This window comes from Mycetocola sp. BIGb0189 (assembly GCF_024810155.1).
Taxonomy (GTDB): Bacteria; Actinomycetota; Actinomycetes; order Actinomycetales; family Microbacteriaceae; genus Mycetocola; species Mycetocola lacteus.
Window position 1 is genome coordinate 372,737 of the sequence record NZ_JANUED010000001.1, and the last position, 16,176, is coordinate 388,912.

Consider the following 16,176-nt stretch of genomic DNA (forward strand, 5'->3'; position numbering starts at 1 on the left):
GACACTCACCAACGGGGGACCCACATGAGCCATGAGCCACAACAGTCAGCAACCGCATCGGCAGAAAATCCGCTGCTCGACTCGAGAGATGGCCGAACGGCTCCACAGATCCGCGCCGCCAAGAAAGGTGCCCTCATTCAGGCACTCGTCGGTGCCGTACTCGGTGCGATCACCCTGCCGGTAATATTCTTCGTCCTACTCTGGGGCATCCTCGACGAACACGTCTGGATGCTGATCCTCGCGCCGACCATCCCCATCCTCGTGTTCTGGGGGCTCGACGCCCTCATGAACTAAACACGCCGGAGCTTCCTTCGCGGGCTCATCGCCGGAGCCTGCGTCCTCGTCGGCACTCCGCTCACCCTGCTGCCCGGCATCAGCGTGATCGGATTGCTCTACATCGGTGCGGTCGGCGGTTTCGTGGGTGTGCTGCTCTCACGAATCCGCGAGCTGATCCGCCGCCCAGCCACAACCCGCTAGGTCGCGGCCCCGCTCACCCCCGCGGAACTTCGCGGAACCTCACGGAACCTCACGGAACGTCCCCGAGCCTCGCCGGCACCCGCGAATCGCTCCTACACCCGCGGAATTACCACCACCGCAGCAATCACGGCATTCGTAATGATCGCCGCGAGCGTGCGGGTCACGGCCGATCCCGTGGCCGACGCACCCCAATCGCCGCGCTCCAATTCCTTGCCGCGCGTAAACACGGTGCCGCTCCACGGAATCTCGCGATAAAACTGGGGGAGTGTGCCGCTCGCCGAGAGCAGAGCGATGGCGGCACCGATACGCGGCGTCGGCGTCTCGCCCTCGATGAGGGCCGCCCGCACCTGCGCGATCAGCGTGGCCCGGCGTTCACTGCCGAGGCTGAGCTTTGTCGAGGGGAAGATGCCGAGCGTTTTTGTTTGTTCGCGGTTCAGATCGCCGCGCTCGATGAGGCGATCGAGCACCGGCCCCGCGAAACGTCGGCCCGATCGCCGCCAGGACGGTCTGCACACCCCGCGGCTTCGCCGTCACATACTCCAGCGCGGGCGCAAGAATCTCATCCGTAGACGACGCATCACCCACGGCCCGCAGCTTCGCACCGAGCGGGCCCTCCGTCACCATCTCGACCCGCTCGGTGAGGGCCAGATCGCCCAACACACCGCCACCCAGCACATAAAACAGGATGTTCTCCTCGGCGATCGTGCCGGATTCGGGCTGGAAGAGAAGCAGCAGCACGTCCTCCACGAGCAGGGGCTCACGCTCACTAGGGGCGTCAGAAGCGGAAACACCCTGTGTGTGATCAAGACGGTCTGTCATCGGAATCTCCTTCGGTAATCTGCATCGGCGATGGAACTGTGGATGGTGCCGCGGGCGTATTTTTCGGTGCCGTCGCGAGGGCGCTCGCGCGCACCAGCACATCCAGCTGCGCCTCGTTGTACACCTCGACAATGGTGTGCAAAAAGGTGTCTCTGGTCACGGCCTCACCCATCGGCATGCGCCCGGTGGGATCAGAAAGCCAGTCATAGGTGCCCAGAAGTTCGCTCAGCTGCGGCGAGAATGCCTCGGCGAGGCGCTGGCGGGTGGCCTCATCTGCTTCGGTGGGGAGGGCATCAAACTCGGCGTTGGCCGCCTCGGGCTCCGCCTCCACCATCGTCTTCAAATCGTCCATCGCCGCCTCGTCATAGAGCTGCGAATACACCAGCATGAGCGAGCGCGCCGGCGTTGACAACCGGTCGGCGAGGTGCTCAAAACCCGAGGGAACATCGGTGGCGGTACTGCCCTCCAAAATCGCGCGGATCTCCGCTCGTGCTCGCTGCAGGCGTTCGATACTCGCCGCGAGATCCGCGTCGATCGACAACAGCGCTGCCCGCGGCGATTCCCCAGATGACCCCACCGACTCCATCTGCGCCAGCGGCACACCCAGCTCCCGAAGCCGACGAATCTGCAGCAGCCGCACAAGATGCCTGGCATCGTACTGCTTATAACCGTTCGACAGGCGTCGCGGCTGCTCCAGCAAACCCGACCGGTGTTAGTGACGGACCGTGTTCACCGTCGTGCCGGCGAGCTCCGCAATCTCGCGTGTGCTCCAGGCCATCACCACTCCATCCGTGCGACGCGGGCAGGGAACTCCGGACGACGCCACTACCCCCATCTAAAACCATGTTCCAGGAACAGGGTCAAGGACTATCGGGAAACTCGGCCGAAATGTCGCATCGACTTGACCCTGTGGCGGGAACACGGCATTGACTGCCATCACAGCTACGCGACGGCAACCCGGCCGGTGCGCACCCGCCTCAGCCTCGGCCCCGATCTGTGACTGGTCGGGGTATCGGCGGAGAAGGAACATCATGAACAACCCCTACGAATGGCTACAGAGCTTCATCGACCAGGTACCCGCCCTCCTCCAACCAGTGATCGTGGCCGCCGCCGGCCTGATTCCCTACATTGAGGGGCCGGGGGCCGCCGCCCTCGGTGTCCTCGCCGGCATCAACCCCGTGGTTGCTGGAATCGCCGCGGCCCTCGGTAACGTCCTGTGCGTGATCGGCGTCGTCGCTCTCGGTGCCCGTATCCGAGCGCGCATCGTGGCCCGGCGCACGGCAAAAACAACGAGTGGACGCGAGGCCATCCAAGGCACGTCCGAGACAAGCGCTGGACATCCCGAAGCGCACCGGACCTCCCCAAACACCTCGGCCGGGGTCACCCTCGTCGAGACCGCGGCGAAGGGCAGTGATACCCGCACCGAGCCGCGGTCAAAGGGACGCGCACGTCTGTGTCGCTGGATGGTGTCGTTCGGGGTGCCGGGCGCGAGCATCTTCGCTCCGGCGGCCCTGCCCACCATGCTGACCGCAGCGTTCTTCGTCGCCTCGGGCGTTCCCAGTTCCTGGGTCATCCTCTGGCAGACCATCGCGATCATCCTCTGGACCACCGTGTTCACGGTGATCTCGGCCGGAGCGCTCGCGCTCCTCGGATGGTGAGGTGAAGATCGCGCGGGCCCCGGCGGGTCGCGGCCCCGACCTTTCCCGGTGACGGCCGATCAAGGTTCGGTCGGGCACCGTCGCCTTGAGCGGGCGTTAGCCCAGCGGCTCAATCTTTACAGGCTCGCCCCGATCGTAGGTGCGGCACATCTTGACTGAGCCGTAGCCTGTCGGAGCCTCGGGCGCGCACTAACCGACTGAAGGGCCCTCGAAATGGGTGCCCAGCGCGAGCATCAGCGACGAACACGAAGCCGGTACCTGACGCCCGACAACGATTGGATTTTCACTCGCTGAGATGGTGACCGGAGGCGCGGAAGCCCCTGGAGGCGCAGGCTTTCCCCGGTTTCCTCGGCCGAACGGCTAACCCGAGCAAGCGCTGCAATCCTTGCGATGGTGGCGCTTGCAACGAGTCACTGGCGGGTCTTGACGGTGAGAAAACACGCGTCAGGGACAGACGCGAACGCGCCCAAAATATCGATTCAGACATCGACGAGGCAATCGCGCGGGCGAGAAAACCCGGCAAGAATTTACAAAGTGTTCGTTTTCAGAATGACCCTAGCACCGCGGCTCACCGCATCACTACTATCGGGAGTACTCAGTGGCCGCGGCAATGATGACGAGACCACCGAATGTGTCGGGGGACTCTTTGCGGTGCCTGGGGGACGGCGGGAGGGGCCTGCCTGAGTTGTACATCCAAAGGAGAACGAATGCGTTATACCAGCGGCAACTACGAAGCGTTTGCCCGGCCACGCAAGCCCAAGGGGGTCGATTCCAAGCGCGCCTGGTTTGTGGGTTCGGGATTGGCGGCGCTTGCCGGGGCGGCATTTCTGATTCGTGACGGTCGGATGGAGGGTTCGAAGATCACGATCTTCGAACAGCAGGAACTCCCGGGTGGTGCCCTAGACGGTTTGGACGTTCCCGAGAAGGGCTTTGTCATCCGCGGGGGACGCGAGATGGAGAGCAACTTTGAGTGCCTGTGGGATCTGTTCCGATCGATCCCGTCGCTGGAGGTTGAGGACGCCAGTGTGCTGGATGAGTTCTTCTGGCTCAACCGCGACGACCCCAACTCCTCACTGCGACGCACCACCAAAAACCAGGGTGAGGATGGCGGCACCAACTTCAAGTTTGACCTGAGCAAAAAGGCACAGCAGGAGATCACCAACATCTTCACCTCGCTGCCCGAGGACCTTGAGGACAAGCGGATCGACGAGGTCTTCACCAGCGAGTTCCTGAACAGCAACTTCTGGCTGTACTGGCGCACCATGTTCGCCTTCGAGGAGTGGCACTCGGCGCTGGAAATGAAGCTGTATCTGCACCGCTTCATCCACCAGATCAAGGGCCTCCCGGATCTCTCGGCGCTGAAGTTCACCAAGTTCAACCAGTACGAATCACTCGTGCTGCCGCTGGTCACCTGGCTCACCGAGCAGGGGGTGACATTCCGCTACGGAACCGTCGTCACCGACGTCGACTTCTTCATCGACAAGCAGGGCCAGCGCAAGGAAGCGACCCGCATCCACATCGTGGAGCACGGTGAGGACAAGCAGGTGGACCTGACCACCGATGACCTGCTGTTCATGACCATCGGATCGCTCACCGAAAACTCCAGCGACGGTGACCACCACACCCCGGCACGCCTCAACACCGGTCCCGCACCCGCCTGGGACCTTTGGCGCAGGATCGCGGCCAAGGATGAGGCGTTTGGTAAGCCCGACGTGTTTGGCAATGACATCCCCAAAACCAAGTGGGAGTCGGCGACGGTCACCACCCTGGATGCCCGCATCCCCGAGTACATTCAGAAGATCTCCGAGCGTGACCCCTTCAGCGGCAAGGTCGTGACCGGCGGCATCGTCACGGTGACCGACTCGAGCTGGTTGATGTCCTGGACGGTCAACCGTCAGCCGCACTTCAAAAAGCAGCCCGCGGACCAGATCGTGGTGTGGGTGTACGGCCTGTTCCCCGAGGCGGTGGGGGACTACGTCAAGAAGCCGATGCAGGACTGCACCGGCGAGGAAATCACCCGGGAATGGCTGTTCCACATGGGGGTTCCGGTGGATCAGATCGACGAGCTGGCGGCCACCGGTGCGAAGACCGTCCCGGTGATGATGCCGTATGTGACCGCGTTCTTCATGCCGCGTAAGCACAGCGATCGTCCGGCCGTGGTGCCCGAGGGTGCAACGAACTTTGCCTTCATCGGTCAGTTCTCACAGTCGCAGGAACGTGACTGCATCTTCACCACCGAGTACTCGGTGCGCACCCCGATGGAGGCCGTGTACACCCTGCTGGATATCGAGCGTGGTGTGCCCGAGGTGTTCAACTCCACCTACGACGTGCGCGCGCTGTTCTATGCGGTGAACCGGCTGCGGGATGGGGAGCAGTTCGAGATCCCCGGCGGTCCGCTCGCCCGCAAGTTCGCCCGTCACCACATCGAAAACAACGTGGTGGGGCAGCTGCTCGAGCACTACGGGCTGGTGGACAAGAAGTAGGTTCTCGCGCCGCGCGGCCGGTATCCGGGAATCCCCGGGTGCCGGCCGTTAGCTCAGCGGGGCGATCGTGATGGGTGCGCCCAGATCGTAGAAGTGCTGGGTGTGAGTGCCCGAGGTCCCCAGGAAATCAACGGTGGCCTGGGTGCCCACCGGCACCCAGTCATCCCCAAACCACAGGATGAACTCGCTGACGGGCATCCCGTTCCAGCTAAACGCGCCGTCGCTGACGATCTTGTAGGACTCGATCGTGTCCCCACCCGGGGTGGTCACCTGGTCCCGGGCGGAGTCGACCGTCCAGGCGGGCTGGGCGGCGATCAGCTCGGCGGTCTGCTGGAGATCGGAGTAGAAGCGGTAGAGCTCGCCGGTGACGGCGACCAACTGCTCGGCCGGATCCTCGGAGTTGGGATCGCCCTTGACCGGCCCGGCGCCCGAATCCACCCACATCTCACCATCGACATACCGCATCGAAATCGGACCGGACGGGCCCTCCAGGTGGGCGGAGAAGCTGTAGCTGGGATCGTAGGTGAACTCCACCTCCCCAAACGTGTCCGCGGTCAGATGCATCCGGCCCGAACCATAGCTGGATAGTGCGGCCGAAACGCACTGCCCGAGGGCCCCGCCCTCAAGCTGAGCGCCGAGGTTCAGGTTCAGTCCGGCGCAGGATGTCGGCACGGTTCGGGCACTCGTGGTGGGTGATGCGCTCGCCTCCGCGACCTTCGGAGGAGCCGAGGCGGCGGGCTCGGCCGCCTTCTCGGCGGAGCATCCGGCCAGGAGCAGGGCCGCACACGCGGCGGTGGACGCGGCTACAAGGATTCGCTGGCGGGTCTTCACGGATATCTCCTCGGTGCGATACGTGCGATATGTGCGTTACGTGGGCTTTGCGCGACGTGCGCGATTTTTGCGCCCCAGGGGAGCGCATTCGCGCCCACACTATCGAGCACGCGGCGCAATATGCAAACACCTGTAATCCTGATGGCCGGTTTGACGGCCGTTAGGATCCGCCCATCGCCCGCTTTGTCTTTGCCGTCGCGACCGCGGTCCACGGATCCTCGGGCCAGGGATGCTTGGGATAGCGGCCGCGCATTTCCTTGCGGACGTCCTGGTAGGGGCCGTTCCAGAAGGAGGCGAGATCCCCGGTGATCGCCAGCGGTTTCTGGGCGGGGGAGAGCAGATGGAAGAGGATCGGGACGCGGCCGCCCACCAGGCGCGGGGTCTCGGCCAGGCCGAAGAGCTCCTGCAGCTTCACCGCGACTACCGGGAGCGGGGCGGTGTATGCGCCAATGCCCGCACTGGTGCCGGAGCCGGCCTCTGCCCTCGCGGCCCCAGATCCTGCACCGATGTACCCGACGTTAGCTGCTCCGCCACCGGCGTTCCCGGCTCCACCCTCCTCGACATCCGGGTAGCGGATTCGCACCCGGTTGCCCGAGGGCACCTCCAGATGCTCGGGCACAAGCGTGTCGAGCTGTGCGGCCTCTGGCCAGGGGAGGAGGCGGCGCAGCGCCTGGGTCAGGTCGATGCCGTGCAGGGAGGACTGGGCGGTGAGGCGTTCGAGATCGTGGCCGAGCCAGGCGTTGATGGTCGCAAGGAGTGCGGCGTCATCCATCGCCGGCCAGGGATCCCCGAGCTCGCGGTGCAGGAGTCCCAGTCGGGCACGCAGGGATGCCGCGCCCTCGCTCCAGCGCAGCCCGTGGAGTCCCGTCTCGCGCAGATGCGCGGCAAACGCGGGTGCGGTGTCGTCGGCGGTGGGGGCGACCGGGGTGGAGGACAACCGGATTGCGCCGAGGGTGCGCCGCTCCTCCACCCGAACCCGTCCGTCGGCAACCCGCGCCGCGCGTTCGGATGCACGCAGGGGAGCGCCGAGACGGAGTGCGTCGGCCTCGCCGAGGGCGGCGGCCAGGCGGATCACCGCACCGGTCCCATCCGCCACCCGTCCCTCGGCGCGCTGAACCTCGCGCACCGCGATCCACTCGCTGGACACCAGCTCGCTGCCCTCGGGCAGGGCCGCCCGGGTGCCGCTGGCCAGGAGGTAGCTGCGAGAGTGTTCGCCGGTGCGACGGGCGATCCACTCGGGCCGGGCGATCGCCGAGATGATGCCGGGGAGGTCGGCGGGGTGCGTGGCAGCGTTGGCGGGCGGGCTTGCGGGATGCGCGGCGACGTCGCCCGACACGTCCGCCGGATGTGTGGCCGTGTGAGCCGGCACATGTGCGGGTTGCGCGCGTGCACCGGAATCCGAGCGTCCGTCTTCGGCGATCCGCGCCAGCCGCCGTGCCTCCGCCCTCCAGCGCTGGGCACCCGGCGCACGGCCCGAGCGCAGGTCACGCAGCAGGCGGGACAGGTCCGCTCCGGGATCGCGGAAGTCACCCGAGAGCGCCGCCACCACCTCGGCCACGGCGTTCGGATCGCCGATTTCGGCGGTCCCCGACAGCAGCGCCCGCGCCTCGCGCACCCCCACCGGAAGCCGCGACACGCGGCGACCCAGGGCGGTAAGTCCGCCCTCCTCGGATACCAGCCCCAGCGCAAACAGTTCGCGCTGAGCCTGTTCCATCGAGGCGGCCGGGGGTGGTGTCAGCAGGCGTAGTCCGGTGCCTCCGGGGGTTCCCCAGGCGGCCAGCAGCAGGGCGGCATCCAGCAGATCGGCGGATTGGATCTCGGGAGCCGATGCGGGAGGCATCCGGGCAAACTCGGTCTCCGAGTAGGCGCGCACGGCCCGCCCCGGCCCCTGACGGGCGGCGCGACCGGCACGCTGTTCGACGCTCGCGCGCGACGCACTGACCGTCACCAGGCCCGACATATCCCGCCCACGGTCCCGGCGAACCTCACGGGTCAGGCCCGAGTCGATCACCAGGCGCACGCCGGGAACCGTCAGTGAACTCTCCGCCAGCGAGGTACTCACCACGATCCGCGCCGCCCCACCCGCGGACGCCCCGGACACCGCCAGGTCCTGCTCCGCGGGGGAGAGCCGGCCGTGGAGGGGGAGCACGTCGATGCCGGTCGGATTCAGATCACGAATGCCGCGCACCACCTCATCCACCTCGCGCGCTCCGGGAACAAACACCAGCGCATCGTGTCCGGCCTCGCGCTGCTCGGTCACGGCCACCGTGGCCAGGTGCCGCAGGAATTCGCGGGTCACCCCGCGCTCATCCAGGCGCGGATGGCTGCCGGGGCGATTTGTGATTGCTAGCGGATGCAGCGGCGAGGGCACATTGACCACCGGAGCATCCAGCAGAGCGGCGATTCCGGCGGCATCCAGGGTCGCGGACATCGCGATGACCGTGAGATCCTCGCGGAGTTCGCGGACCTCGGTGAGGAAGCCGAGCAGCAGGTCGCCATCAACCGAGCGCTCGTGTACCTCGTCGAGGATGACCGCGTCCACGCCCTCGAGTTCGGGATCCGACAGCAGCCGGCGCAGCAGCACCCCCGGGGTCAGCACCTCGATTCGGGTGTCGGGACCGACTCGGCGCTCGCCGCGGACGGTGAAGCCGACCGGGCCGCCCACTGCGGAGCCGTCGAGGGCCGCGAGTCGCCGGGCGGCCGCGCGCACGGCGACCCGGCGCGGCTGGCTGAGCAGGATGCGTCCGGAAGAAGCGCCGGGAACCGGGCCTCGCTCCGCGAGCAGATTCGCCACCAGCGGCGGCACAAAGGTGGTTTTTCCGGTGCCGGGCGGGGCGGTGATCACCGCGGTGCCGGTGGAAATCGCGCCCGCAAGCTCATCCCGCGCCATCGAAACCGGCAGGCCGGTGCCGATGCTGGCCAGATCAAAAAGGTGTGCGCTCACCTCCCCATCTTAGGGAGCGCAACATTTGAGGCCAATCCCGGCGGAAGACAGTCCTCGACTCCGTCAACAACTCCGTGGTTCCGAGCCCGACGATCGGTCGATACTCCCGGAGCACGCCATGGCGCATACGCAGCCGCGTATTTCACCAGACCAGGGGCCGTCAGGAACAGCCGAAAACCGGCGGATGCGGCTTATGTTCTCACCATCCTGCACCGAACGTCGGGGCAATAAGGAGAAGCTGAATAACGCGCAGGAGCCGAACGCCGGTGGCGTCGCGGCGATGTGCAACGTCAAGACTGTTATGGTTCCTGAATGTGCACCCGAGATGACTCCGTTCCCTCACGTACCGAAACCGCGCTCAAAACACTCGCGAAAGAACAATTTGAAATCGAGTTAGGTCCGGTGAAACTCACCCGCGCGCTTGCTCTTTATGCAGCAAAACGAAAGTTCGCCTGTGTATCTGTGTTTTCACTGTTCACTGGATTCCTCGGAATCGGAATAGCATTGATGACTATTGTCATTGGTGAGATATCGTTCTCGGCGGTAGAGCGGGTGGGATCACCAGGTGGTCAAATGATTCAGTTAAACCTTATGGTCCAGAATGCTCTTATCACCATGCTGACGATCATGGTGATCGTCCTCGGCCTGTCAATTTATGCGCTTCGTGTGAGTTTTCAGGCCGCCAAGATCGAAGCAATACTCGCCGTGTGAACCAACATCAGGTTCATGCCCCGAGTCTCATTCCGATGCCTGGTGAATTGCATTCAAACTGCATGTAATTCTCACTCCTCGGTAGGGGGCAGACCCCTCTGCGGGGTGATGCCGTTGAGATCACCCCCCTCCTACGCTTCACGGGTCGCCGCAAAATCGGCGGCGATGAAGAGGAGTCGGGAATGTTTGACTGGTTGAACGATGCGATCATGGCCACGGCGGGTTCACCCTGGATTTACCTCATCGTCCTATTCGGAGTGTTTGCCGACGCGTTCTTCCCACCGATTCCCTCGGAAACCATCGTGGTCGCCGCCGCGGCCCTGGGGTTTGCCACCGGCACACCCAACCCGTGGATCATCATGGTGCTGGCCGCGGTAGGGGCGATTGCCGGGGACAATGTCACCTACTGGATGGGGAGCAAAATCGGGCTCACCCGGTTCCGGTGGATGCGTGCCGAACGCTCGGTCAAGGCTTTCGACTGGGCACGCCACGGCCTGGAAAAGCGTGCGGGGGTTCTGGTGTTTACCGGGCGCTATATCCCGGTGGGCCGCGTCGCGGTCAACCTGGTCGCCGGAGCAACCGGGCTGCCGCGTCGCCGCTTCGTTCCACTGTCGATCCTCTCCGGTGTCTCCTGGGCCCTGTATTCGGTGGGTATCGGCGTGTGGGCCGGCGCCTGGTTCCATGACACCCCGCTGCTGGGTGTGGCCTTCGCCGTCGGATTCGCCCTTGTTGTGGGTCTGGTGATCGACCGCATCGGTGCTGCCCGAGCCAGCGCCTCCCGAATCCCACGGGTCCGTGCCACAATGAGAGAAGATCATGCGCGCATCCAGTCCCAGTGAACTCGCCGGCCGTCCCGCCACGGCTCGTATCTGGGTGATTCTTGGTGGTATCGCCGTGGTGCTTGCCGCGGTGTCCATCCCGGTGAATGCGGTTCTGTACGGGGTTCCGGTGATCGACGCGATCCTGCTCGGGCTGATTCAGGCGGGTCTAATCCCCTTGGCTGTGCGCAGCCCGAAGATTGCCGCCGCACTCTCGTTGATCCCCTTTGTCCTGCTGGCACTACTGGGGAACGGCTCGGTGGGAGCGCCGTGGCCGGTCGCGGTGACCTCGATCCTGGCCCAGATCGCGCTGATCATCACCCTGGCCTTCGCCTCCACCTGGCGCACGGCTGCGCTGACCTGGCTGGGTTCGGTCCTCGCGGTGATCGCCCTGATCGCGGCGACCCCGCAGCGTTACGACCGATTCACCGAGTCCCTGGCCTCCGCCATTCCCTTTGCCGCGATCTCCCTCGCGCTACTCACGATTGCTCTGCTGCTTGCCCAGCGTGCGCGCATCCGCGCCCAGTTGGAGCGTGAACGTCGGGTCACCGCATCCGAGCAGGTACGGCGTGAGCTGATGGAAGAGCGCAACAGGATTGCCCGTGAACTCCACGATGTAGTGGCACACGGCCTCTCGATGATCCAGGTGCAGGCATCCTCGGCCAAGTATCGACTGCCCGATCTCGCCCCCGAGGCGGCGGCGGAGTTTGACAGTATTGGGGCGACCTCGCGCGGGGCGCTCGCCGAGATGCGTCAGCTGTTGGGGGTACTGAGGAACGAGGATTCCGCCGCGGGACTGGGTCCTCAGCCGGGGCTGATGGACATCCCCGAACTGGTGAAGTCGATTCAAAAAACCGGCGTCGCGGTGGATCTGCGCTGGTCGGTGGATGATTCCGATGGCCTGCCCGCCTCGATCTCACTGACCGCCTACCGCCTGGTGCAGGAGGCCTTGAGCAACGCCGTTCGGCATGCGGCCGGGGCTTCGGCAACCGTGGTGGTGACCCGTGCATCGGGCGCGATTGACCTGATGATTGAAAATGAGGCACCGCGGGACTCCGATCCGGCCTCACCCGCCGCCACACCCCGCCCCGGCGGACACGGCCTGGTGGGCATGCGCGAGCGGGTACAGCTGGCCGGCGGACGCATCGACCTCGGTCCCACCGATTCCGGCGGCTTCCGCGTTGCCGCCCATCTTCCCATCCCCAACAGCACGGAGCGCGCATGAGCGACACCACCATTCTTATCGCCGACGACCAGGCCATGGTGCGGGCCGGTTTTGCCGCGATCCTCGATGCGCAGGATGGCCTGCGTGTGATCGGCCAGGCCTCCGACGGGGCCGAGGCGGTCAAGCTTGGACGCGCGCTGCGCCCCGACGTGGTGCTGATGGACGTGCGGATGCCCATCATGAACGGCATCGAGGCTACCAAGGAGCTGACCACCCCGTCCCACGGGGATCCCTATACGCCGCTGGTCATGGTGCTCACCACGTTTGATATTGACGAGTATGTACACGATGCGCTGCGGGCCGGTGCCAGCGGATTCCTCCTCAAGGATGCGACGCCGGAGGACCTGGTGCAGGCGGTGCGCATCGTCGCCTCGGGGGATGCCCTGATTGCCCCGCGGGTGATGAAACGCCTGATCGAGTCGTTCACCGCGGGCCCTGGTCCCGCCCCCGCTCGGCGCGCCGTTGAACTCAACGGTCTGACCGATCGCGAACGCGAGGTGCTGGTCCTGGTGGGAACGGGCCTGTCGAACACCGAGATCGCCTCGGCCCTGTTTATCTCCGAGCAGACGGTCAAGACCCACGTGAGCAAGATTTTCTCCAAGCTGCACCTGCGCGACCGGGTGCAGGCGGTGGTGCTCGCCTACGACACCGGTCTGGTGGAACCCGCGCGCTAGATGGCCCCGGCCATGCCGATGTGCCCTCGCACCCCTACCGGGGAGTGAGGGCACAATCGTTCCCGGGCGTGATGCCCGCCTCGAAACCGTCTTTCTATGCTCCTTCTGTGCCGCGGAGAGACCGCGGCGGGGAAGGGTAATAATGAGCACGCTCACCGACTTCGGGCGGAAACTACCGGGGGCACCAGGCCGGGGTATTGAGCCGCGCCGCCCGTCGGAGAGCGCGGCGGGCGGGATCCAGGCCCGGATCCACACCCGGACTGCGGCCCAGGCCTCGATCCGCACGCGGGACCGCAGCGTCGACCTGGTGCGCACGGTCCTGCTGATCGTGGTGGTGGGGCTGCACTCGATCATGGCCGGCGTGGGCATCGGACCGACGGGGATCGTGCTTGAAAACGCGCTGGATCATCAGGCCGGCTTCGCCCCGGCCTCCTGGGTGCTCCAGGTCATGCCGCTGTTTTTCATCCTCGGTGGCTTTTCCAGTTTCACCCAGTGGACCCGGATGCGAGAGCGTGGTCACTCACCCGCCGACTATGTGATCACCCGACTCCATCGGCTACTTCTGCCGGCACTCGCGGTGATCGGTACCGTTACCGCGGCCCTGCTGGTCATGACCATTCTCGGCGTTCCCGCCGACCTGATCGCAACCGCAGGATTCCGGATCAGTCAGCCGCTGTGGTTCCTCGGAGTGTATGTTCTGTGTTCGGCGCTGGTGCCGGTTCTGGTGGGTGCCCACGAGCGATTCCCGATCCTCAGTCTGGTGGTGCTCGGTTCCGCCGCGCTGGGGGTGGATATCCTGCGAGCAGGCATGGGAATTGTGGGCATTGGATTCATCAACCTGATGTTTGTGTGGCTTGCGGTGCAGCAGCTGGGATTCTGGTTGGCCGATGGGCGTGGTGAGTCCTGGAGCACTCGAACCCGCATCATCGTGGGTGCTTCGGCTCTGGCCGCGCTGTTTTTGCTGAGTGTGCCGGGGCCGTATTCCCCGGACATGTATGAGAACCTCAATCCGCCCACGATCTGCCTGATCCTGCTGGGCATCGCCCAGCTGATGCTCTTCACCCTGCTGCGAAACTGGCTGCGAGAGGTGGCCGACCGTCCGCGGATCAGTTCACTGGTCAACCGGTTGGGGGCTCGATCCATGACGATCTATCTCTGGCACATGCCGGTCATTATTCTGCTGGCCGCGGGACTGCTGATCCTGAATCTGACCGTCGCCGTGCCACTGCCCGACCCCCTGAGTGCCGGTTGGTGGCTGACCCGACCGGTTTGGCTGGTAGCCGTGGGACTCGCTGTGATCCCGATGGTCGCAAAACTCGGCCGGATCGAGGCGGCCAAGCGGCCGGCGATCCGTGAGGAGCGCACCCGCGCGCTCACCCTCCGAGTAGCGGCGGCAGTTCTGCTGGGGGCCGGATCCGTCCTGGTGATCCTGGTTACCGGATTCGCGGTGACCGGTGCGCTCCTCGCGGTGGGCATGCTGGTCGCGGCGCTTCAGTTAGTGGGCATGCTCGACGTCGCCCGGCTCGTGACGCGCCTCGCTCGCCTCGTGAATGTGCCCGCTCGGCTCGGGGCTCGCCTCTAGGCACAGGGTCGAGCCATCGGCCGCGACGGCTCCCTCCTTGTCGGCACCGGGGGTGAGCCTGACAAGACTGTGGGAGGTACCCGCGGTTCCGAGCGGGTACCGAGGCCTAGTCCGGTGCCGCGATCCCGGCGTCGCGCAGGCGCCGGATGTACTCAAGGTCAGCCCGTGCTCGGGGACCGTGCGAATCGGCGACCAGCACCACGTCCTCCGCCTCGTAGTGTGCCAACTCAGAGATGGACACCCAGAGCGCGGACCCACCTCGATCGATGCTCTCCCAGGCACCGTCCGCCGTCGCCTCGGCGCTGACGACCGCATGCAGGGCCGGGTTGCGTCGGATGAACCGGGAGGGGAATCCGCGCAGTGAGAAGCTGCCGGTGGCCTCGGTGATGTCCAGCATCCACTCGGGATCGGCGAATCTGGCGCGCCGAAATCCCTCATAGGCGGCATCGAGTTCCGGGTCACCCGCGCTCAGTTTGGTGTTTACAACGAGCCCCCGGATGCGCCCGCGCAGGACGACTCGGGTGAACTCGACCCCAAACACAAAGCCATCATCGCTCCCGCAGGTCAGGCCATCGATCACCACGTCCTCCAATACCGCACCGTTGATCGAGGACCTGCGCAATTCCACATCGCTGAGTGTCGCCCGCAGCAGGCGTGGCCGCCGGGAGGCATCGGTGCTCCGGTCGCTCCGGCAGTTTTCGAGGGTGAAGTGTGAGGCGGTGAGATCGCTCAGCACGGTGCCCTCCTCGATCCGTTGGTCTCGGATTATCAGGCGCGGCGGGTTCTTACGGGCGGCCGTGGCGAGCAGCCCACGGGCCGAGACCTCCGCCGCATGGGCGAGCTCGATCAGGGTGTGGACGCCGGGATCGGGCGCGATGCTCAGCTCACCGGGGGCGGGCAGGGTCGAGGCATCACCCGGCACGGGGATCTGGCTCCATGAGGGTTCGGCCGGTTCGATGTGCCAGGGGGAATCGGCGGGCAGTCCCGGTATCGCCAGCAGGTTGTGCGCCCGGCCTAGATCGGCGGGTGCGATGATCACCCCGTCCAGGGTTCGGAAGGCGGCGGCCACGCCGAAGGGGATGTCCATCGCCAAGAGTTCGCGCTGATCGCCGGCGGCCAGGATAACCAGCCGCTCGGGGCCAACATGAAAACTCTCTCCGGTAGCTCCGATGAAGAGTTCGGCATCGGAGTGCAACACGCGCCGAACCCCGCGGCGTGCGGCGGCCTCGGGGATCGATGGCTCGGGTGTGGACGCGCGTCGACGGCGGCGCAGCGCGGTGAGAGTGTCGAGGGACACCAGCGTTTCCATGACGCCCGTGCTGCCCACGGCAATCGTGCTCTCGTCGAGGCGTTCGAGCCTGAAGTTGTACTTGCCGATTTTCGCGGTGAGTTTACGAGTGACCTTGACGGCCAGCAGATCGATTTCATACAGGCCGAAATTGGTAATCACGAGCGCGCGTTCGGGGGAGAGGGCAAAACCCGCTGCGATTGGCGCACGCAAACCGGTGAGGATGCGCCACTCGCCGCTGCGCAGATCCAGTAACCCGGCCCGCGTGCTATCCCGACCCTCAACCCAGGAGGTCAGCAGGTGCGTATCGCCGAGCGGGATCGTGGCCGAGTGAACCCCCTGCTGCGCGTCACTGGGCACGGGAACGGGAAATTTCAGCGGGGCCGGGACGGCTTCTGGGGTCGTCATGCCCCGAGCCTAGCCCGTGACCACCGTCTCTGCCAGGGTGGGGGCGCGAATCGACAGGCCGCAGAATGGCCCATCATTCTCCACGGAGTTGCCGAGCCCCTTGACCTCAACCGCACTTGAGGTTTTACGGTGGGTGTTATCGGCCCGATCGGGTCGTCCCATCGAATTGAGGACAGTATGAACCCCGCCGCCACCCAACAAAAACAACCGACGCTTGCCGCGTTGCCTCCGCCGGACTGATCCGCTTCTCCCCCCCCC

Annotated in this window: 15 protein-coding genes and 1 pseudogene; 9 read left to right on the forward strand and 7 right to left on the reverse strand. The window is 65.5% G+C overall.

Annotation, left to right across the window (positions count from 1 at the left end; translation table 11 throughout):
- Positions 1–24 precede the first annotated feature (24 nt).
- A complete protein-coding gene (locus M2390_RS01630) occupies positions 25–294 on the forward strand; it encodes a hypothetical protein (RefSeq protein WP_259176560.1) in 270 nt (89 codons plus the stop codon).
- A 12-nt stretch (positions 295–306) separates the two neighbouring features.
- A pseudogene (locus tag M2390_RS16170) lies at positions 307–477 on the forward strand (hypothetical protein); the annotation flags it as partial.
- 92 nt (positions 478–569) lie between these two features.
- Here M2390_RS16170 and M2390_RS01635 read toward each other — a convergent pair.
- The 3 genes from M2390_RS01635 to M2390_RS01640 are packed head-to-tail and all read right to left on the reverse strand — an operon-like array spanning position 570 to position 1,996.
- The gene (locus tag M2390_RS01635; RefSeq protein ID WP_259176562.1) at positions 570–944 is read right to left on the reverse strand and encodes a GPP34 family phosphoprotein; all 375 of its coding nucleotides are present in this window, start codon (positions 942–944) and stop codon (positions 570–572) included.
- A complete protein-coding gene (locus M2390_RS16175) occupies positions 850–1,398 on the reverse strand; it encodes a GPP34 family phosphoprotein (RefSeq protein WP_396822353.1) in 549 nt (182 codons plus the stop codon). Before M2390_RS16175 ends, M2390_RS01635 begins: the two co-directional genes overlap by 95 nt.
- Positions 1,280–1,996: a MerR family transcriptional regulator gene (locus tag M2390_RS01640; protein ID WP_259176563.1), complete on the reverse strand. Its 717-nt coding sequence runs from the start codon at positions 1,994–1,996 to the stop codon at positions 1,280–1,282. Before M2390_RS01640 ends, M2390_RS16175 begins: the two co-directional genes overlap by 119 nt.
- A 331-nt stretch (positions 1,997–2,327) precedes the next feature.
- On the opposite strand from M2390_RS01640, the gene M2390_RS01645 reads away from it, so the two are divergent.
- Together M2390_RS01645 and M2390_RS01650 are read left to right on the forward strand one after the other, a co-directional pair.
- Positions 2,328–2,954 carry a small multidrug efflux protein gene (locus tag M2390_RS01645; protein WP_259176564.1) on the forward strand — a complete coding sequence of 209 codons (627 nt, stop codon included), beginning with the start codon at positions 2,328–2,330 and terminating at the stop codon, positions 2,952–2,954.
- A 707-nt stretch (positions 2,955–3,661) separates the two neighbouring features.
- Entirely contained in the window at positions 3,662–5,437 is a 1,776-nt protein-coding gene (locus tag M2390_RS01650) for an oleate hydratase (protein WP_259176565.1), read from the forward strand.
- Positions 5,438–5,485: 48 nt separating this feature from the next.
- On the opposite strand, the gene M2390_RS01655 is transcribed toward M2390_RS01650, so the two are convergent.
- On the reverse strand, positions 5,486–6,268 hold the full coding sequence (locus tag M2390_RS01655) for a hypothetical protein (protein ID WP_259176566.1): 783 nt from the start codon (positions 6,266–6,268) through the stop codon (positions 5,486–5,488).
- Positions 6,269–6,428: 160 nt separating this feature from the next.
- Positions 6,429–9,158, reverse strand: coding sequence for an ATP-dependent RNA helicase (locus M2390_RS01660; RefSeq protein WP_259176800.1), 2,730 nt, complete (start codon positions 9,156–9,158; stop codon positions 6,429–6,431).
- Positions 9,159–9,524: 366 nt separating this feature from the next.
- Here M2390_RS01660 and M2390_RS01665 point away from each other — a divergent pair, with 366 nt between their 5' ends.
- The 5 genes from M2390_RS01665 to M2390_RS01685 all read left to right on the forward strand — a co-directional run bounded on the left by M2390_RS01665 (position 9,525) and on the right by M2390_RS01685 (position 14,222).
- Positions 9,525–9,923, forward strand: coding sequence for a hypothetical protein (locus M2390_RS01665; protein ID WP_259176567.1), 399 nt, complete (start codon positions 9,525–9,527; stop codon positions 9,921–9,923).
- A gap of 182 nt (positions 9,924–10,105) precedes the next feature.
- The gene (locus tag M2390_RS01670; RefSeq protein ID WP_259176568.1) at positions 10,106–10,762 is read left to right on the forward strand and encodes a DedA family protein; all 657 of its coding nucleotides are present in this window, start codon (positions 10,106–10,108) and stop codon (positions 10,760–10,762) included.
- The gene (locus M2390_RS01675) at positions 10,740–11,966 is read left to right on the forward strand and encodes a sensor histidine kinase (RefSeq protein WP_259176570.1); all 1,227 of its coding nucleotides are present in this window, start codon (positions 10,740–10,742) and stop codon (positions 11,964–11,966) included. The genes M2390_RS01670 and M2390_RS01675 overlap by 23 nt, the downstream gene beginning before the upstream one ends.
- Positions 11,963–12,640, forward strand: a complete 678-nt coding sequence (locus tag M2390_RS01680; RefSeq protein WP_259176571.1) for a response regulator transcription factor — start codon at positions 11,963–11,965, stop codon at positions 12,638–12,640. Before M2390_RS01675 ends, M2390_RS01680 begins: the two co-directional genes overlap by 4 nt.
- A 142-nt stretch (positions 12,641–12,782) precedes the next feature.
- The gene (locus M2390_RS01685) at positions 12,783–14,222 is read left to right on the forward strand and encodes an acyltransferase (protein WP_259176572.1); all 1,440 of its coding nucleotides are present in this window, start codon (positions 12,783–12,785) and stop codon (positions 14,220–14,222) included.
- A 106-nt stretch (positions 14,223–14,328) separates the two neighbouring features.
- Here M2390_RS01685 and M2390_RS01690 read toward each other — a convergent pair whose 3' ends face one another.
- Together M2390_RS01690 and M2390_RS01695 are read right to left on the reverse strand one after the other, a co-directional pair.
- A complete protein-coding gene (locus M2390_RS01690; protein ID WP_259176573.1) occupies positions 14,329–15,918 on the reverse strand; it encodes a hypothetical protein in 1,590 nt (529 codons plus the stop codon).
- Between the two features lie 9 nt (positions 15,919–15,927).
- The gene (locus M2390_RS01695) at positions 15,928–16,080 is read right to left on the reverse strand and encodes a hypothetical protein (protein WP_259176574.1); all 153 of its coding nucleotides are present in this window, start codon (positions 16,078–16,080) and stop codon (positions 15,928–15,930) included.
- Between the last annotated feature and the right edge of the window lie 96 nt (positions 16,081–16,176).